The sequence below is a fragment of the Leptospira ognonensis genome (assembly GCF_004770745.1).
Lineage (GTDB): Bacteria > Spirochaetota > Leptospiria > Leptospirales > Leptospiraceae > Leptospira_A > Leptospira_A ognonensis.
On record NZ_RQGD01000010.1, the window covers coordinates 94,597 to 114,240 of the forward strand.

General features: G+C 42.1%; 18 protein-coding genes. 4 read left to right on the forward strand and 14 right to left on the reverse strand.

Features of this window, described 5'->3' with window-relative positions:
- Positions 1–102: 102 nt before the first annotated feature.
- From EHQ58_RS02925 to EHQ58_RS18690, 13 genes are all read right to left on the reverse strand, one after another.
- Entirely contained in the window at positions 103–1,653 is a 1,551-nt protein-coding gene (locus EHQ58_RS02925) for a hypothetical protein (protein ID WP_135622121.1), read from the reverse strand.
- On the reverse strand, positions 1,634–3,412 hold the full coding sequence (locus tag EHQ58_RS02930) for an apolipoprotein N-acyltransferase (protein WP_135621850.1): 1,779 nt from the start codon (positions 3,410–3,412) through the stop codon (positions 1,634–1,636). The genes EHQ58_RS02925 and EHQ58_RS02930 overlap by 20 nt, the downstream gene beginning before the upstream one ends.
- 26 nt (positions 3,413–3,438) lie before the next feature.
- Positions 3,439–4,476 (reverse strand): PIN/TRAM domain-containing protein, encoded by a 1,038-nt coding sequence (locus EHQ58_RS02935; protein ID WP_135621851.1) that lies wholly within the window; start codon positions 4,474–4,476, stop codon positions 3,439–3,441.
- Positions 4,477–4,519: 43 nt separating this feature from the next.
- The gene (locus EHQ58_RS02940; protein ID WP_135621852.1) at positions 4,520–5,098 is read right to left on the reverse strand and encodes a CarD family transcriptional regulator; all 579 of its coding nucleotides are present in this window, start codon (positions 5,096–5,098) and stop codon (positions 4,520–4,522) included.
- 84 nt (positions 5,099–5,182) lie between these two features.
- Positions 5,183–5,770, reverse strand: coding sequence for a hypothetical protein (locus tag EHQ58_RS02945; protein ID WP_135621853.1), 588 nt, complete (start codon positions 5,768–5,770; stop codon positions 5,183–5,185).
- A gap of 66 nt (positions 5,771–5,836) precedes the next feature.
- Entirely contained in the window at positions 5,837–6,400 is a 564-nt protein-coding gene (locus EHQ58_RS02950; RefSeq protein WP_135621854.1) for a hypothetical protein, read from the reverse strand.
- 15 nt (positions 6,401–6,415) lie between these two features.
- Positions 6,416–8,809, reverse strand: a complete 2,394-nt coding sequence (locus EHQ58_RS02955) for a hypothetical protein (RefSeq protein ID WP_135621855.1) — start codon at positions 8,807–8,809, stop codon at positions 6,416–6,418.
- Between the two features lie 236 nt (positions 8,810–9,045).
- Positions 9,046–9,648, reverse strand: coding sequence for a cytochrome C oxidase subunit IV family protein (locus EHQ58_RS02960; protein ID WP_135621856.1), 603 nt, complete (start codon positions 9,646–9,648; stop codon positions 9,046–9,048).
- Between the two features lie 12 nt (positions 9,649–9,660).
- On the reverse strand, positions 9,661–10,434 hold the full coding sequence (locus tag EHQ58_RS02965) for a cytochrome c oxidase subunit 3 family protein (RefSeq protein ID WP_135621857.1): 774 nt from the start codon (positions 10,432–10,434) through the stop codon (positions 9,661–9,663).
- Complete coding sequence (gene ctaD, locus EHQ58_RS02970) at positions 10,421–12,040, reverse strand: cytochrome c oxidase subunit I (protein WP_135621858.1); 1,620 nt, start codon at positions 12,038–12,040, stop codon at positions 10,421–10,423. The genes EHQ58_RS02965 and ctaD overlap by 14 nt, the downstream gene beginning before the upstream one ends.
- Before the next feature lie 10 nt (positions 12,041–12,050).
- On the reverse strand, positions 12,051–13,013 hold the full coding sequence (gene coxB / locus EHQ58_RS02975; RefSeq protein ID WP_135621859.1) for a cytochrome c oxidase subunit II: 963 nt from the start codon (positions 13,011–13,013) through the stop codon (positions 12,051–12,053).
- Positions 13,014–13,868 carry an SCO family protein gene (locus EHQ58_RS02980; protein ID WP_135621860.1) on the reverse strand — a complete coding sequence of 285 codons (855 nt, stop codon included), beginning with the start codon at positions 13,866–13,868 and terminating at the stop codon, positions 13,014–13,016. It lies immediately after the preceding gene.
- Positions 13,869–13,881: 13 nt separating this feature from the next.
- Positions 13,882–14,034 (reverse strand): hypothetical protein, encoded by a 153-nt coding sequence (locus tag EHQ58_RS18690; protein WP_167883515.1) that lies wholly within the window; start codon positions 14,032–14,034, stop codon positions 13,882–13,884.
- A 128-nt stretch (positions 14,035–14,162) separates the two neighbouring features.
- Here EHQ58_RS18690 and EHQ58_RS02985 point away from each other — a divergent pair, with 128 nt between their 5' ends.
- Genes EHQ58_RS02985 through EHQ58_RS03000 form a run of 4 tightly spaced genes read left to right on the forward strand, consistent with a single transcriptional unit; the run spans position 14,163 to position 17,526 of the window.
- On the forward strand, positions 14,163–15,041 hold the full coding sequence (locus tag EHQ58_RS02985; protein ID WP_135621861.1) for a COX15/CtaA family protein: 879 nt from the start codon (positions 14,163–14,165) through the stop codon (positions 15,039–15,041).
- 7 nt (positions 15,042–15,048) lie between these two features.
- On the forward strand, positions 15,049–15,903 hold the full coding sequence (gene cyoE, locus EHQ58_RS02990; protein WP_135621862.1) for a heme o synthase: 855 nt from the start codon (positions 15,049–15,051) through the stop codon (positions 15,901–15,903).
- A gap of 46 nt (positions 15,904–15,949) precedes the next feature.
- Positions 15,950–16,615, forward strand: coding sequence for a TPM domain-containing protein (locus tag EHQ58_RS02995; RefSeq protein WP_135621863.1), 666 nt, complete (start codon positions 15,950–15,952; stop codon positions 16,613–16,615).
- A 17-nt stretch (positions 16,616–16,632) separates the two neighbouring features.
- Positions 16,633–17,526, forward strand: coding sequence for a TPM domain-containing protein (locus EHQ58_RS03000; protein WP_135621864.1), 894 nt, complete (start codon positions 16,633–16,635; stop codon positions 17,524–17,526).
- A 3-nt stretch (positions 17,527–17,529) separates the two neighbouring features.
- On the opposite strand, the gene EHQ58_RS03005 is transcribed toward EHQ58_RS03000, so the two are convergent.
- Positions 17,530–19,635, reverse strand: a complete 2,106-nt coding sequence (locus tag EHQ58_RS03005) for a SpoIIE family protein phosphatase (RefSeq protein ID WP_246047078.1) — start codon at positions 19,633–19,635, stop codon at positions 17,530–17,532.
- Positions 19,636–19,644: the final 9 nt, after the last annotated feature.

Consider the following 19,644-nt stretch of genomic DNA (forward strand, 5'->3'; position numbering starts at 1 on the left):
GAAGGGAATCATAGTGACTTTCTCCCATTCTCGGGGAGGAAAACCTTGTAACGCAACATATTTTCTATCCAAAATTTGTTCTCAAAAAACGTTTCTAGGGGATTATTTTCCAACTTCCTTTTTGGGTTTAGGCCAAAGCAAACGGTCTTCTCGCATTTTCTTCTTTTCCAGTACTTCCGTTAATCGATAACGGACTGCCATATCGATCCTTTCCCTTGAAAGTGCTGAAATCTTTCCATCAAAATCTCGTAACTCCCCACTCTTCATGGAGAACGAAATCGAATCATAAGCTTTACTCGCCAGAAAATCGCCTTCTTCATTTTTCGTGACTTTGATTTTTGACCAAGTAGTTATCGCTTCATTTAATAAGCTTTCCTCATTTCTAAGAATACCAGATTCCCATAAGATACGACCTTTTTCAAAATAGGCATCATTCAATCGGTATCCATTTGGAGTATTCTCAATTAGTGTTTCAATCACCTGTATTCGTTTATTGAAATACGCCAGTTCTACATCTTTTGCATTTCGAATTTTCTTATCGCGAAGTATGGGTTTGTATTTCTCAACAACTCGTCGGATTGTTTCGAATCGTATGGTTTTCTTCTGCTCATCTGTAGCTGCATTCAAAATCGCTAAACTCTTAAAGTATTCGTTGAGAGCCCGGCCTTGGATTTCATATATATTTTCTAAAGTAAATAAAATCTCGGTTCCAACCTTGGTTCCCAAATTTTGAGAAAGCAGAGACATCATCTGTTTAAGGAAGTCTTCTTTGTTTAAATTTTCTTGGTAGTAATCAATAACAAAATAGCTAGGGTCTCCACTGAATGTATAGGCAAGTCGCTGCAAATTCTCATAATACAAATCGCGAACAAAAGAGGAGAGATCCCCCTTATTAGGATCATAGCCAGCGAATCTCGAAATAAACTCATCTAACTGTCTTTCTTTTTTTTGTTTGATAGTGGTGTCAAGGTATTGGCTGCGATCGGGCTTTGGCATCTGCAAGGGTATTTTTGGTGGTTTATCACCATCTAACGAAAGTTTCATTGTAATCGGCGGAGATGCTTCATTTCCTTTCCGAAACTCTTCAATGATACGATTTCTTTCTTTGTGAATTGCTAAATTATCTTCTGCCTGTTCTAGATCAACTTTGAATGGATCATGTATCGAGTATAGTGTTGGAAACACTTCTTTCACTATGATGTCTTCATATTCCCTATTCCTTCTCATATACGAGTCAGCGACACCGGAATTAGGTAAAATATGATCGAAGTCATTTTTAAAGTTTTTTCGAAGCTCGGAGGTGGATTCTAAATCTTTTACTAGTTTGTCCCAAGCTCCACCTTCATATTTTCCTTTTGTAAAACCTTCGGTTTTACCGCTTTCCCCATCACCATCCTTCTCTCCCTCTTCTCCTTCGCCTTTTTCTTTAAAAATATCACCGTCTTCTCCAGGTTTTCCGAATTCTAAACTAACTTCGGAGTAACCCTCTTCCTCCTGTTCATAAATCCATGGAGGTCCACAGTAATAGGTAAAATACATCGAATCAGAAGAATTGAATGTATAGATAGCAAGGAATGTATGCATCACAATGGACATGTACAACGCAAAGTACAATCGGTAGCGATACAATAATCTAGCGAGATTTCCTAACATAGTATCCGAATACCAACGCTGAAAGGAATAAAAAGAACCAAGGTAAGACATTTCCATAAGCTCGGTAAAATGTCATCGAACCTGGAATGATTGACACAGTTCCTTTCAGGAAAGCAGAACTATCGATGGGTGTAAATTCATCATTCAAATTACGTCCCAAATGATCCGTGATCACAGATGTCCCTGAGTTTGTCGACCTGACTAGCCACTTCCTAAATTCTATGGCGCGCATCCTTCCAAGCGTATGATGCTGAAACGATTCGACAGTATTTCCATACCACTTATCGTTTGTTACGTTAACTATAAAATCGGGATCACCTTTAAATTTTCGTACGTATTCTGAGATGATCACCTCATAACAGATCAAAGGCAAAAAGGAACCACTGATAGTTTCATCTACCCGATTTTCTTTATAATACTCACTTACCATACTTGGAGTAAAAAAATTCATGTCCTTCCACTCTAAATCACGAACGGGAGCGTGTTTGTTATGATCCGTCCCATAATAAGGAATGAGATCCATGGATTTTCCTTCAGCGAATTTTCCAGTCTGTCCGCTGAGTGCATACATCCAATCAAAAGGCATATATTCACCAAATATAAGTAAAAAAACTTTTTGGTAACTACCCCTTCTTTCCCCATTCGGATTGTAGAGTGCGGAGGAATTATAAGTCACTAACGCATCACGGGTTTTAATATCATTTTCAAAACCCACATCCAATTCATTAAAGAATACATTGGCTTTATGACGGAGAGCCAATGTCTTCATAAAGGATTCAAATTTTTCCCAATAGATGCCTGCGAGACGAGTCGCCTCAGTATCGTTTGTCGAAAAAAAAGGAACACCTGACTCAGGCAATACGATCAAATCAACTTTTTGATCTTTTGCACCCTCAAAGCTAAGATCATCAATCCGTTTCATGAGCGAGTTGATTGTTTCAACAATACTTCGGCCATCCCGAAATTCTAAGGGGGCATTTGGTTGTACGATTAAAACTTCTCTCGTTCCGATTGGACTCACTGCTTCCCACTTACGGAATAGATAGTAGCCGTTTACCCAGTAACAAAGAAAAACAAAGAGTACACTCGCAAAACCAATCCACATCTTCCCTGTGCGCTTTATAGGTAATTTCCTATCAGCATTGGGTTTCGAATTACGCACCCTTTTGATCAAAATCAAAATCCGTTTCGGATTTCGGAACTGGAACAAAAGGTAAGAAAAAAGAAATAAAAGAACGGTTAAGCCATATGAGCTCGCATACTCTGCATTTTGTGAAAGAATATGATTTTCGGCGACGACACTTCCGAAATACCAAGGAAACACTTGTGGTGTAAAAAATTCCGCAAACAACATGGAAAAACTAGCAAGCCAAGGGAAAAATTTCCCTACCCGCTTTACAAGAAAGGAAAACGTCAAAAGAAAAAGTGGAAATTTTAGATTTAAAAAGACGGCAGATAAAACAAAAATAGGCGTGGCGATAAACCAAGGGAAACCACCAAACACTGTGACCATGTGGTAGATCCAATAAAAAGAGACTGCATAAAAGGCGATGGCAAATCCAAAACCATGCCATAAGAGTTTTTTCCACTCACCGCGGTATTTTTTTTCGATATAAAAAAGCCCCAAAGGAGCAATCCAAATAAAATAAGAGTAGGATAACGGCGCAAAAGCGAGATGAGAAAATACGGCAGTGAAAAGATAACAAAGTATTGCGATGAAACCCTCTTTGGAAGTAAAATATCGAAAGATAGATTTCATACGCACATACTTAAGACAGACAACGCTTACGATTTGTTGTAGTTGTTGTTTCCGTTTTGGACTTTTGTGAAAATCATTTTACCCGCTGCTGTTTGGATGATAGAAGTGACTACGACTCGTACTTCTTTACTCACCAAATGACCACCGTTTTCTATGACAACCATGGTACCATCTTCCAAATAGCCGATCCCTTGGTTTTCATCTTTTCCTTCTTTTATGACGGAAATCGGGAATTCTTCACCAGGTAAAACGACAGGTTTTAAAGCATTGGCAAGGTTGTTCAAGTTTAGCACTCGCACGCCTTGTAACTCGGCTACCTTGTTCAAGTTGAAGTCATTGGTGACAACTGCGGCACCTGTATCCCGGGCTAGCTTCACAAGCTTGGCATCGACCTCACGGGTATCAGAATAATCCGTATAAGTGATTTTGACTTCGATAGAGCCTTTTCTTTGCAGCTTGTTTAGCATTTCGAGTCCACGACGGCCACGCGCCCGTTTGATCGGGTCAGAGGAGTCGGAAATCAACTGGATTTCTCGAAGCACAAAATTAGGCAAAATGAGCGGACCATCTAGGAAATGAGTGTCCGCAATGTCCAAAATGCGACCATCGATAACGACAGACGTATCTAAGATTTTTTCGCGAATGTTGCTATTGGGGGTTTCGATTCCGGGTAAGCTGAAAGCAGAACCAGGAGCACCTGTTCCACCACCAAAAATCGCAAGACCAGGCCTTCTTGAAAAACTAACTCCGGTTTTGACGCCAGTGATGAAGAACAAGAAAATGAGCGTGATCCCGAACGCACGGAATCCGTATTCGGAAAGAAGACTAGCAGGGTAACCCGCGATTGCAATTCCCAAGAAACCAAAAAGTGCCCCTAATAGGACAACATCTGCTTTGATTTCAGGAAAAAGTTTTTTTTCTCCAAATGCGATCGTGACCGCATAGAGAAGTACCAATCCCGACAGCGAAAGCGCAAGAATTAGATTCTGTGATTCCGAGTAGAGAAAGAAAAATGACGCCAGACCGACTGCGAGCGAGCCGATAGCTGCAAGGAGGTGTTTCATGACTCAAACCTTTTTAGCCAAAAATTTGAGGATATACGGAAGACTATTCTAGATCGAGATCATCAACTTCTTTTGGCGGAGGCGGAGGTGCAAGGCCCTGAACCGAAGCAGCCAAAACATCCGAAACGATATTTCCAGCTTCTTCTTGCGGAACGCCTTTGCTCAGTGCAATTTCCATCTTTACCAAATTATATGCGCTCTCATAGAGCTTTCTCTCCATAATGGAGAGTTCTTTGCCATAGGCACGTTTGTAAAGATTTCGGCAGACATCTGCTACCTCAAAAATAGAACCAGATTTAATCTTGTTCATATTGTTTTGGTAACGAACCTTCCAATCTTCTTCCGTATCGATTTCATCCTTTTTGAGGAGAGTGAGAACTTTTTTGATCTCTTTTTTATCAATAATCGACCGGATGCCAACATCAATCGCACGTCCTACTGGGATAGAAACTTTCATCTTGGAACCTTGAATCTCCATGATGTAACAGTCCATCTTCTTCCCCAGAATCAACTTTTTGCCGACTTCTGTGACTTCGCCTACTCCGTGGATAGGATAGACTACATAGTCTCCTACCTTGAATTTAGGCCCTGTACCTTTTTCAGTTAATTTTTTTATAGCCAAGTAAGTATAATAACTTCCGTAAATACTCTTGCCTTTAGTATACCTCAGAAAATTGCCAATGTCAAGGCAATAGGTAAAAATAGTTTAAAATCGAATCGTTTTTACCATCGCATCGGCTGCATTCGGGATTTTAGCGCTGATCTTATCCAAAGCGTCCCTCGCATCTTCCATACGGTAGAAATAACCTGCATAGAGCTTACCTGTGGAGGTCCGGAAAATCCTTCCCTGCAAGCTTGGTTCAGAAGTCATGAGATGCTTGCCGATTTGGACGGCTTCTTCTGGAGAAAAATTTCCGATTTGGACCATGTAATTGATCTGATCATTTTTCGGTGGGAATTTTAAAGTCGTTGGGAAGGGAGAAGATGAGCTCTGGGTAGCTTGTGCCTCGGCGTTAGTTTCAGGGGCTTGGATGCGTGAGGTTTTTCCTAAGTTTGAAAACGACTTTTCCTGGTTAGACTCGAACCCTTTTTCTTTTTGGTTCAACTGGATACCGACGACCATACCGGAAGTAAATAAAAGGATGGCGCCAATGAGCAAAACAAATGCCGATCTGGGTTTTGTGGATTCTTTCTGATTTGTATGGGGGTGGTAAGATCCGAATTCTAAAGGTTCTTGGCCTGGTTGGTGGCTGTAAGAACCTCGGAGCCTACGTGAATAATCTATATTTTGCATGGACTTTCAGAATCTCTTTTCTTTAAAGATCGGTTCAGAAAGTCCAAAAAACGAATCGTTTTTTTATTATTTGCCCGGAATGACCTCAGTTTGTCCTTCTGGTAGGATATAATAACTGTCTCCATTCTCTGAAGTCACTGTCCGTTCTGGTTTTGCGTATCGTGTCGGTTGTTCTGCGGTCGAGAGGTTCATTATCTTTGCAAATCCCATCCTCTGGCCTTGTTCTAAGCGAGAAAGATTCGCACCCAGATTGAAATTGCCGGAAGTACGAGCGATCAGGGCGATAGTAACTTGTTTTGTTTCTCCTGCTACAAAATTTCCCAAAGAAACGTCCCTTGCCCCTCGTGTCAATGCGAGCTCTTGCGGGAGCGAAAGATTCAAAACGAGATCTTCAGAAGTGTCTCCTGAAGTGATGCTCAAGATAACAACTGTTTCTCTGCCTACATGTATTTCTTCCTCAACATCCCAAACTACCGTTAGTGGCAGATAGGATTTTGATTTTAGATTTTGTGCTTCCCGAATGATCTTTCTTTTACCAAGAGCGATTTCGGACTGGTTTGGTTTAGAAGATTCACAATGGATTAGAAATCCGATGAGAAAAAGGGAGGTAATGGTATGTATCAGTTTCATATATAATTTCCTAATTTAAGGGAGGTTGATGTTGACCGCATATTCGCCTATGCCCGAATTCGTGTAACAGCCTGAAGATTGTAAACCTTGGATGCATCGGTTATAAGTCCTAATTTCTAGAATATAAATATTACCAGAAGTTACCGAAAAGGTTCTCGTGATGGTGCCTACGCTCGCTGATGGAATCGAAATATCCGAGCCTGAAACGGTAACGCCTCGGCGGGTTAAAAAAACAACAATTGACTCTTGGTCTGTCTGTGTATCCGTCACAGCAACGGACAGTGTGCCGCTACTTGCAGGAGTGATTTTGTAAAAGCGACTCCCAAATAGTTTGTTGTTAGCGTAAGATGTTAAACCGCAAAACTGACTTGAGTTAAGGCCCGTTAGATCTCCTGTGTCGGCTGTCACACTTTGGATTAAAGGGGTGTAGGCATAACCTGAAGAACCACCTGTGCAAGTATGGGAGGCCGCACCACCTGCAGAAGCAACCGAAGAAACGTTCGTTTCACTGGCCTCATCTGTGGCGATGCTTTCCATGGCCATGATGGCTGTGATGTCTGCTACCGAACCGGAATTGGCGGCTTTTAATGATTTTGCAAATTCATGGAAATGGGTGATGCTATCCACGGTTTTCAGTGAGGTCACGGCAGCCCAAATTTGTGCAAACGTCATACTCAAGCTGTCTGTCTGGCTATTTTTGCTATCGGAAGAGGAGTCATACAAATCCCAAATCACCGATTGGACAGAAGATTCGGAGTAAAATCCCTTGGTTGTATGCGTTCCTGTTTCTAAATCAAAAGAAAAACCACCGGAACTAGTCGAATCTCGGTAGTCTTTAGAGTCATTGATGATTCCGCCCATGGCATTCCCCAGACCTTCCCCATACGCCACTCTTGGCTCCAAGTGATCATTGGTAGAATGTGCCCCACCTATGGAATCGCTTCGTGATAAAGCTCCTTCTAAGTAATGTGTGAATTCATGGGCAATGACCGCTTTGTCGAAATGATCTGGGTCTGAAAACTCATCTCCTAACAATACGATACAATTGGGGACACCTGTTCCGCAGGTGGATGAGGATTGCGTAAAGTAAGAACCATCCGTGCTACTATTGGTTTTGATTGAAAGTGTAGGAAATGTGGTCGAACCATCGACAGTTAAAACCTTATCCACTCCCCGTTTCACAACATCCAAAATGGCAAACGGACCACTGGCGTTTGATGCATTCGTAGCAGATGAAGGGTGTGTGGCAGTAACATTCACTGTGCAAGAGGAAGTGCAAGTGGAAGCGGTGACAGAGCTTGAACTGACAGTATAGATACTACCCACGGTTGATCCTGCTGTGGCATTTCTAACAGTGATGTCCATGATGGGAGCAGACGTTGATTTTAACTCTGCCACCATACGTATCTTAAACGTGCCGGAAACGGAAACAGAGGAAAAGGAATAGGCACCGGAGTTGTTTGTTTTTGTTGAGGAAAGTACAGTATCTAAAGAATCTAACAGCTGAACGGTGATGCCGCGAGCCGGGAGAACACTTCCACTCGTATAGTCAATACGGTTGTTGGTGCCGATCGGAAAGTATTGGTAACTCAATGTCCCCGATGGGGAGACATTCACGGGAGGTGTGTTCGTATAACTGAAGGTATTTCCTGACATCACGGAATTTCCCGTTTGGTTGATGTAAAGGGCGACTTTGGCGGATGTAGGGGCGACCAAACTGGAATCCGAAGGAATGGTAACTGAAAAACTTTGTGTCGATGGCGAAGTCTGGATCGTGACCGAGCCTGCCTTTTTATACGTATAGGTATAGGCACTCGAAGTATAAGAATTTTGGATGTAAACATCGGCCGTAACGGAGTTTTTACCGCTCGACACGGAGGCATTAAAATTTACTGTCCCACCGACACCGGCGGTTGTCGTTGTAAGTGTCGTCGTAAAGGCCACATAGTCGCAAGATGTGGATGTCGCAGCGTAGATCGTTGCTGAGTTCGAGGCATTCTTTTTCTTCAAGCCAATGTAGCCATAAGAATAGGAAGAAGTAGAAGTACCGCACGGAATGGTCACACTAAAACTTTGTTCTCCCGTTTTGCTCCCATCAATGGTGATTTTTTGGAGGAAGGTGTCCTGGTCGGAAATCGTATAGTCAGTTGAGAGATACACATCCTCTTCTACATTTTGCCCCGTCGTGTAGACATTGACCTTAATGGTGAATGATGTTCCCACAGTCACAGAATTATAATTATAAACAAGATTGTACTGAGCCTGAGACGTAGAGGCAGAACTGCTCGAGGTGCTCACACCACCTAATGCCAAAATCAACCCCAAGCTAGACGAATCCCCACCGGAACCTCCGCCGCCACACGTTAAGCTAAAAAACATAAATCCAACGAGCGTAATATACTTTGCCATTTTCATTTTCCCATTTTCAAATCGATACCGAATCCAAGTTAGCAGGTACCGCGTAACATGATTGCCTCAGCTAACCGAAAGGAAAGTACCCAATCAAGTAAAAATGCGAACTTTGCGTAAAAAATGTGCTAAAAAAAAGATAAAAAATTAGAAAAGTAAAAGATTTGTGCAATAAAAAACCCGTAGCTTTTTTGACTACGGGTTTTGGGGGTTCTTTTGAATTTGTTTGCTAAGGCTTAAAAATACTTTTCTGCGGTAAATCCGATCTCAGGAAGGATGCGAGAGAGGATGTCTAGCATCGTAAAACCTAAAAGAAGTGCCAAAAAACCAAAGGCAGACAAAAAGATGACTCGGTTTAGCATATTATCATACTTTAAATGCATGAAGTAAGCGAGGACAAAAAATGCTTTCACTGAGGCAACTGCCATCGCGATCACCATGTTTAGTTTTCCTAAATCTACCTGAGCGACGGCAACCGTGATGAGTGTGCCTACAAACAAGATACCAAGGATCACGGCATAGGTTCCGATAGAAATCACATGGTGGTCATGCTCTTCTTCTTCATCACCTTCTCCATCTTCCACCCACATCGAAGCAGACGCATGGTCTTCTTTATGCTCTTCATCACCTAAAACAAATTTCAAGAGTTTCCTGTCTTTGTTTTCTTCTTTGAATTTTGCAAACCTGTCCGTTTGGAAAAACTGGGAAATCCAGTTCCAGATAAAACCACCGATGGTCGCTGTCGCAATCCCGGGAGCAAAAATGCCAAAACCAAGAACTGGAGTAAAAACAGCGACAAGCGCGATGAAATAAAGACCGTAATTGATAACGTATTCCATAAAACTTTCCTTCTAACCGACCAAATAGAGCAAAGGGAAGAGGTAAATCCAAACAAGATCCACCACGTGCCAGAAAAGACCAACACCTTCTACGACAGTATAATACTCTGGACCGACTTTCCTTCTCATATTCTTAATGAGAATCCAGAAAATCAAGATCATACCTGCGAGAACGTGCACACCATGTAAGCCAGTCATTACAAAGTAGAAACCGTAGAACATTTCCCATTTCGGTTGGGAGATGATCGCTTTGAGTTTCGTTACTTCTTCTGCATGCACATGGTTTGCTTCCAAGGCCTTTGGATCCTTGAGAAGTGCAGAAATCTTGGTTTCGCAGGTTGCTCGTTTGCCACCAGCTGCACAGGAAGGATCCACAAGAGAAAACTTGCCTGGGATGGTACCAACATGGAATTTGTGCGTATATTCGAAATACTTGATGACCATGAAGATTCCAGCACAGGCGATTGTGAGGATGAGCATGATGGAGGCTAACTTATGTATGCCCCTTTGGACATAGCTAATGGCCGCAGCCATCGTAAACGAGCTAATTAGCAGCACCACTGTGTTTACAGCTCCCAATTTCCAATCGAGCGAGTGGGAACCGTTTTTGAAAACCGTCGGGTAAATCGAATGGTAAATGAGATAGCCTACGAAAAGGCCACCAAACATAAGTATTTCCGTGCAGAGAAACAACCAGATCCCTTGTTTGGCAGATGCATACTGGTGCTCAGCACTCTTAAAATGGTGCTCGTGGTGAAATTCACTTGTAGAACTAACGGAAGTCATATGGGCCTGCAGTTACTTTTGGAGTTTCGAGAAAATTTTCGTGTGGAGGAGGAGAGGCGGTTTGCCATTCGAGTGTTTTAGCACCCCAAGGATTCGCAGGCGCTTTTTCACCAGCAACCATTCCATGAATGATCGTGATGAGACCCACGATAAAACCTAAGGCAATGAGCCATGAGCCCACTGTCGATATTTGGTTTAAGTTTGTGTATTCTGGAAGGTAATCGAAATACCTTCTAGGCATTCCCATTGCTCCGAGAATGAACTGAGGGAAAAAAGTAACATTAAATCCGGTGAAGATGAATACCCAAGAGATACGTCCGCCTAAATCGGAAGTCATACGACCAAACATCTTAGGAAACCAATAGTAGATACCACCCATAAGGGCCATCAGCGTTCCACCGACCATCACATAATGAAAGTGAGCCACAACGAAATACGTGTCATGAAAGTGAACGTCCATTCCCGTAGAGGCGAGCATCACACCCGTCAAACCACCTATGGTAAAGAGGAACATAAAGCCGATCGCAAAGAGCATGGGAGCCTCAAACGAAACCGTTCCGCGATACATCGTTGAAATCCAGTTGAAGAGTTTGATCGCTGTTGGCACACCCACGAGCATGGTGATCACAGAAAAAACAACACCTGCAAAGGTAGATTGTCCCGAGACAAACATGTGGTGACCCCAAACCAGAAACGATACCGCCGCAATTGCAACAGATGAATACGCAATGGCTCGGTATCCAAAGATCGTTTTTTTAGAGAATGCAGTGATGAGTTCGGAGATCACACCCATCGCTGGTAGGATCATGATATAAACCGCAGGGTGGGAATAGAACCAGAAGAAATGTTGGAAGAGAACGGGATCCCCGCCAAGATCTGGATCAAAAATTCCCACGCCAAGAGTCTTTTCCATCGCAAGAAGGAGGAGAGTGATCGCGAGGATCGGTGTTGCTAAAATTTGAATGATAGATGTGGAGTAAAGGGCCCAAATCATAAGGGGAATTCTGTCCATGGTCATCCCAGGAGCACGAAGCTTATGAGTCGTGACGATAAAGTTAAGTCCAGTCAAGATGGAGGAAAATCCCATCGTAAAGGCGCCCATAACCAAAAGGATCACACCATTTCCGGTTTTCGCAGTCGAGTAAGGAGTGTAAAAAGTCCATCCTGTGTCCACTTGGTTGAAATACATGGAAGAAGCAGCAAGTAGTGCTCCTGCAACAAAGATGTAATAAGATGCTAAATTGAGCCGAGGAAAGGCAACATCCTTAGCACCCAACTGGATCGGAAGCACAAAGTTTCCAAGGAAAGCAGGGATACCGGGAATGATGACCATGAAAACCATGATCGCACCGTGGAAAGTCATGAACTTATTGTAAGTGTCTGGATCAAGGAGAGGAGTATTTCCAAATTTCGCAAGGTGCAAGCGGATCCCCATGGCAAAAAAACCACCAATGAGGAAGAGTGTTGCTACAGTTGCGAAATACATGATACCAATGCGTTTATGGTCTTTTGTTGTGAGCCAAGACCAAATACCTGGACTATGATTCAGATAGTTGTCGCCGTGCGTTGCATGGCCGTGAGCTGTTTTTGTTTGCGCTGAACTCATCTTTTCTCCTTTATTTGATTGTTTTGATGTATTCGATTAGATTTTCGACTTCTTCGTCGGTCAATTGACCTTGGAAGAGAGGCATCGCTGGTGGGTAAGATTCTACAATTTTTGCCGTGGAAACTAGAATCGACTCTCTGAGATAATTATCATCCGCAGAAGCAGCAGAACCGTCTGCAAACTTACGATTGCTACCGAAAAGACCTTTCATGGTCGGTCCTACAATTCTTGATCCATCGATAGAATGGCAGCTGGCACATGCTCTTTGCGCAAATATCACCTTACCCTTGTCAGCAGGGGTATCAGCACCTTTTTTCTCAGCGTGATACCATGCAGCATACTCTTCCGAAGGTACTGCCTTGATTTTAATCATCATGCCTGAGTGTTTGGTTCCACAGTATTCTGTGCAGAAAACAATGTATTCACCAGGTTGGGTGGGTTCAAACCACATTTGTGTATATCTTCCCGGAACCGCGTCTTGTTTAGCACGGAAGGTCGGTACGAAAAAGCTATGAATCACGTCTTTTGAAGTGAGGATCAGCTTAGTTGCTTTTCCTGCAGGAACGATGAGTGGATCATTTGCAGAGCTATAAAACTCTTTACCGTTTGCATATTTGTAAGTCCATGCCCACTGTTCCGCTGTTACATGGATCTCCGCAGCGATATCTGTTGGTGGCACACGAAGTTTTTCAAAGATCACCATCCCCCAATAAAAAATCACCATCATGATGACAAGAGGAATGAAGGACCATAAAAATTCCGCAAAGTTGTTGTGAGTGATATAAGCAGATTTTTGGTCTGCTGTGGTTCGTTTGAATTTAATCAGGAACCAAGTCATCCCGCCTATTAAAATGACAAACGAGATCAAGCTCGAAATGATTAGAAAAGCGTAGAGAAGGTCTACCTCTTTTGCGATTTCAGTCGCTTGAATCGGCATGAACGTGGTCGCTGGGTAGCTGGTAATCCAAGACATCTACAAGACTCCTTGACGGTTATTGTTTGATATTTTTCGCCAGTTAATAAATAAAAACGAAGCCAAAACAAGGAGTGTTACTCCTGCGCCCATTTGCATTATTCTGTATGCGTATATCGTATATTTATTTTTTCGTGGGTCAAATTGAAAGCAAAATAAAGCAAATTTGTCTACAAAACTTCCAATCTTACCTTCACTCGCTTCCATGAAAGCAAGTCTCAAGTCCCTTTCCCCAAATTGTATCCCTTGAAAGATTCTGGAGACTTCTGCATTAGGGGTTAATACATAAATGCCACTGGCATGTACGTATTGTTTCGCTTCTTCATCCCACCTGTATTTAAATTCTAGCTGGCTTAGCAAAGCATTGATGGATTCAATGCTTCCTGTCAGTAAATGAAAACCATTCTCAACTCCGACTCGACCATATGCTTTTAGATAGGCGGCTTTTTTTGGTGCAGAGACTTCCTGATTTTCCGCAGGATTGATGGAGACAGCTATGTATTGAAATTCTTTACCCGCAGTCCAATCGAGTTTCTTCAGGGCATTCATCACTCCATTCATATGGTAATTACAAAGCGTGGGGCATTTGAAATAAACAGGTGAAAGAAGAATGGGTTTTCCGGCTTGGATGAAATCTTTAAGATTTACATCCTTTCCCGTTTCATCTTGGAAGATGAGATTTACGTTTAATTTTTTCCCCGTAACATCAGTAAATCCAATGTTTTCGAGATCTTTCGGGAGTTTGTTTTCCTTTGTTAAATTCGCGTGCGGATCATAGGAATGCAGTGCAAGCGGGAAGTAAGTTAAGAATAAAAAGCAAATCAGCTTTTTGGAAAGAGAATTCACGTAATCGATTTCGCTTTCTTACTTACTTCGTTTGTGACGTGCCTTCGCCAAAACCAGGGTTCTCAGGAGTGCCTGGGTGGACGAAAGAGATGTATACAAAGAACATGAGGTTCAATGCGAGAGTGATTAAAAATGTTAAGTAGCCACTTTTATTATAAAGATCTTGGTTCGACATGTAGTTCCTTCCTCTTTTATAGTCTATCTTATGAGCCAAGGAAAATCTCCAACAATTTTTAGGTTTCTCTGGATTTAATTTATTTTCCCTAGGGTTCCTCTGAGAAATATTGTGGAAACACACAGAAGATGAAAATCCAACGACTTTATTTTATTCTCACGGGTCTCATTTTATTCAATATGATCTTCGGTCCCCTCGTGCGGGCCACAGATTCAGGTCTCGCCTGCCCCGATTGGCCGCTATGCCATGGTAAATTTGTCCCTGAGTGGACGTTTCACATATTTATGGAAGTAGGACATCGCTTCTACTCAGGATTTCTGGGCCTGATCGTACTATTTGGGTTTATTAACATCCTAAGAGACGCAGATTTACGTGCTCAGTTTTTGCTTCCTGCAACCTTAAGCATGATTTTTTTAATCAGCCAAGTGATCTTAGGTGCCTTAACTGTCACCAAACTTCTTCACCCAACAACGGTTAACCTCCATTTATTAAATGCGATCTTACTGCTACTCACTTGCCTACTGATCGGGCTTTTAGCTAAAGAAAAGAAAGCAACAGAATTTATCTTTCAGGTGAAAGCAAATTACCTTTTTATCCTGCTACTAGTGGGCATCATCTACCAAATCTTCCTTGGCGGTAAGGTCAGTTCCAACTACGCTGGACTTGCTTGTCCTGATTTTCCTACGTGTTATGGAACTTTTTTTCCGGAGCTGAGTGGCACGATTCGTTACCAGATGGAACACAGGTGGTTTGGCTACATTGTTGCCCTGCTTGTGTATGGAACAGCTAGTTATGCAATTTTTGAAATCGAAAACAAACAAGTAAAAAAATATTTGAAGATCGCTTGTTATCTAATCACCATTCAAATCCTACTTGGTGCTTTTAATGTCATCTACCAATTGCCGAAATTATTAACAGGTGTGCATACTTTAAACGCAGTCGCCACCTTACTGGTTTGTTTTATCGCCTCCTTTTATCATTTCAGAACCCCTAGGATACAGAAGTAAAACATTCATGTTTAAAATTTGGAACCAACTAACAAAGCCTAGGGTTTCCGTTTTGGTACTGGCGACTGTTTTCCCAGGATTGTATCTCGGGATGACTGAATCGCCGCCTCTCTCACTCATAGCCATTACACTTTTCGGCACATATTTAATGAGCAGTGCTTCTTTCATTCTCAACCAATACATCGAGTGGGAGAAAGATGCCGTTATGTATCGGACAAAACAGAGACCGATCCCTTCGGGGGTCGTTTCGCCGAAACAAGCGCTTGGACTTGGCATCATCACGATGTTAGTTGCCTTTTGGATTTTATATTATTATGTAAATTTGCTCACGGCTCTCGCTGCTTGGAGTGCTTTACTTTTGTATGTCTTTCTATATACGATTTGGCTCAAACCTCGTACCGAACAAAATATCGTGGTGGGTGGGATTTCGGGATGTATTGGTCCACTCATTGGCTATGCTGCGGCAGCAAATGCCCTCCCCTTACCTGCTTGGGTTTTGTTTTTAATCATCTTTCTCTGGACACCAGCTCATTTTTGGGCACTCGCCATTTTCCTGAAAGAGGATTATGAATTCGCAGGGATCCCTATGATGCCGGTCGTTTCTGGAATCGATAAAACCGTTCGACAAATCTTCTTCTATTCCATCGCCTATTCAGCGGCGGTCCTTGGTTTTTATTTCTGTGACGACCGAATGGGATTTATCTATCTTTCTTGCGCCATCCTCCTAACGATTCTTTTTGTTAGCTTCGCGTTCAAATTGATGAAGGTGAAAGAGCCACTCCTTGCAAAAAAGTTTTTTTTCTTTAGCATCTTACATCTATTTATTATCAGCTTTGCCATCGTCGTGGATTCAAGAGTCTGATTTTTTTTAGTTGCCTTTCCCTTCTGTAGGAGCTAGCCTTTGCCCCATGGGCATACTCTCTAGATACTTTTCTACGAATGATCTATCCGATATTAAAAATGCAGTCAAAGAAGCCGAAAGCAAAACCTCCGGAGAAATCGTTCCGTTCTTTGCCGAAGCTTCGCATCATTATAAAGAATGGATTTGGCTTGGTTCTTTTATCGGTGGTGCACTGGGTGGATTTATACTCCTTGGTATGGATATAGGTGAGTATCGATCCTGGGATTATTCATCGCTAGAATCTATCACCTTTGTCTGGTCAGGTGCCTTTCTTGGTTTAGTGCTTAGCTTTTTTATTTCCAAGTTGCGATTGTTCCTAGTTCCTTATCGGTCCAAGGCTTTTTTCGTCAATTTAAAAGCCAAAGAAGCATTTTTAGATGAAGAAATATTTCGAACAGGAAACAGGACTGGCATTCTCATCTACATATCGTTATACGAGAAGATTGTTCGCATCCTTCCTGACACCGGCATTGCTAACATCGTTCCTAAGTCCGATTGGGATGCAGCTGTGAATTTGATTGTCCAGGGTATGAAATCTGGCAAAAAGAAAGAGGGAATCGTTGCTTCGATTCTTTTTTGCGGTGAGCTCCTTGTAAAATATGGAATCAAAATTCAGAAAGACGATAAAAACGAAATTTCTGACGAGATCCGTGACGGTGGGACTCAGCTTTAGCTGCTCAAATCTTGCACATGATAAAATTTTCAAAGCTTCTCTCGCTTTTATACTTTTTGATTCTTACGAATCTAACGGCCATACCGATTCCAGAGCTCTCGCGCCGAGTTACAGATGCCGCAAATATACTTTCGCCAGAAACTGTTTCTCGCATTGAATCCCAATTAAAAGCACATGAAGATGCGACTTCCAATCAGATTGCTGTCTTAACCATTCCCTCTCTGGAGGGTGAGTCCATTGAGGAAGCGGCTGTTGCTGTTTTTGAAAAATGGAAGCTTGGTCAGAAATCTAAATCAAATGGTGTTTTACTCATCGTCGCACCAAACGACAGGAAAATGAGGATTGAAGTTGGATACGGGTTAGAAGGAGCGCTGACCGATCTCCAAGCCTCGCATATCATTAAAAAGGTGATTAGGCCAAAATTCAAGGCAGGGGATATGGATGGGGGGATCGAGGAAGGTGTCCAAGCTATCATTGATACCATCAAAGGTGAATACAAACCTGAGCTAACAGACGTTGATACGACTACCACGTCATCTGGGGAAAAAGGAAGTCTTTTCTATTTCCTTCCAGCCTTACTGTTTGCCGTTGGGGGATTATTTCTTTCTGGCTTTGTGGGCATGATCTTACTAGCGATGTCTTTTAATTTTTTTAAGGCAGGTTTTCTTGCCCTTCTCCCCTTTCTTTTTGTTAATTTTGCAACCTTCGCCGTTGTCATAGGACTTTTTATTTTGAAATTTACGCTCCTTCGTTCCACGTTCGAGGGTGGCAGCAGTGGTGGGGGCGGCGGTTTTTTTGGTGGTTTTGGTGGAGGGTCTTCCTCTGATTCTTGGTCTTCTTCTGATTCGAGTGACAGTTGGGGTGGAGGGGGTGGAGATTCTGGCGGTGGTGGATCTTCAGGGGACTGGTAACTCTTATTTTAGATAGGAGCCCACTTCCAGAACTATCAAAGTTGCATCATCCTTCCAGGTAGATTTTTGTAAGACTTCGATCAACTTTGCACGGATGTGGATGGTCACATCTTCGAAGTCCAGAGAACGCGTGCTAACGATGATATCTGTTAGTTGACCAAGAGCTGCGACACCATCATTTTCATTGAGCTCCTCAAACACCCCATCCGTAAAAAGAAAAATACGATCCCCGGCAGCTACTTTTTCCTCTTGGAAACCAAATCTATATTGCTCTAGAATGCCGATAATGGGTCCCGTGTTTTCAAGTAAGACGAGCTCTCCATTTGCTTTATGAAGCAATTGGTTTTGCATCCCTGCGGCCGCGAATCGAAGGACGGATTGTGAAAAGTCAAAATCAATCGTGACTGCTGGGAAGTAGATCTGCAGGTCCGAATTTTTGTCGTAAAAGTGCTGATTCAAATAATATAATAAATCATTTGGCTTGGTGGCAACCATATTGAGTCGTTCAAATTCGGACTGGATCATCATTGTATACAATGCAGCCTGTAGACCATGACCCGTAGCATCTCCAAGAAAGATTCTAACATAGCCGTCTTGGATTTTCTTAACAAAAAATATATCACCGCCAACGTCTGCTATTGGCTGATAAATGGTATCTATCTCCAAAAAAGGGGACAGATCGGGAACTATAGTTAATCCAGTAACGATACTTTTTGCAAGTTTCATATCTTTATTGATCTGATCTAACTTTGCCTGCAATTCTATAGTTTTTTCATTGGCTTTCAATTCTAGGCTTTCATTTAAATGCGTAAGTTGGGATCTAACTTCTTCTAAATCCTTATTTCTGATTGATAGCTGCTTAGCAAAAGTTTCTGCTTCCACAAATCCGCGCGAAAAGTTTCGAGCTATGGAAATAGACTGAAAGATAAACATCATAAAAATTCCGTAGTGCGAAAGCAAGGGATTGTATATGACCAGATTGGTAACTAAAAAATCATTGATCATCGTTACAAGAAAGAGAACGAAGCTTAACATGAATAATCTGGAGCCAGTCTGTTTTGCTTTTATCGCACGAAGTACAACTACAACCCCAATCGTTGCACCAGTTAAAGTAAATATCTGATATGGGATCATTAAATAGGTGTAAAACGAAGATTGAGTCAATAGGATCAGCATACAAACGGCAAGACCAATGTTAAAGAAAACCTTATAAAGGGTTTTGGGAAAATACGCCGTGAAGGTAAGAAAGATGTATCGGCAAAAGACGGGAGGTATCAAAAAGAATGAGAGATAACTTAGCTTTAAATGCAACTCCCAGGGAATGCTTGGTATCAGTGCAATCAGATATTTATTCCCTGTTATGAACACTCTCAAACTGATCAGTATGCATGTTAAAGCAAACCAATATGTATAAGGATCCTTTTTTCTATTTAGGTAAAGGAAGAGATGGTAGATTCCCATGAAAAAAATACTACCAACTAGTAACATATCCTTCAGTATCTCTTTTTCATATTTAGCATGGATGGCTTGCGTTCGGCCGAGGGATATGACTTGGCCGGGTCCGCCTTTTTTGTGATGGTAATTTGATATGAGCAATATGAATTCTGATTCGTCATTTTCTGGAATAAAATCGACGACAAACGGACGATATTGGGGACGAGAATTTATTTCTATAGGCGAGACGATTCCGTTTTTGGAAACAAGTTTTCCTTCCACAAACAAAAGGTAGGCGGTCTCCATTTCAGGAACTCGCAAAGATAGTGATTGGTTCTTTAAATTGTGTTTTACAAGAAGGCGAAACGATCCAAATCCATCGCCAGCTAAAAATCCACGCTCAAGAAAAGATCCAGTCCATGTTCCTGGGACGGTGAAATATTGGGTCGGACCGAGAGAATCGATGAGTGAGACATCTTTCGGAAAAACCAACAATTCAGGGTAATATTGCCATTCCCCTTTTAAAGGGACAGTGGCCTGATTTTTTTCAAATGCCTTTACAACATCTAGACTTCCCTTTGTTGCTTCCGGAACGATGTAGTCTGAATGACAGGCAAACAGAAATCCAACCAAAGACATACTGAGCAATGATACTAATTTTTTGACAAATACCATGCTCAGGAA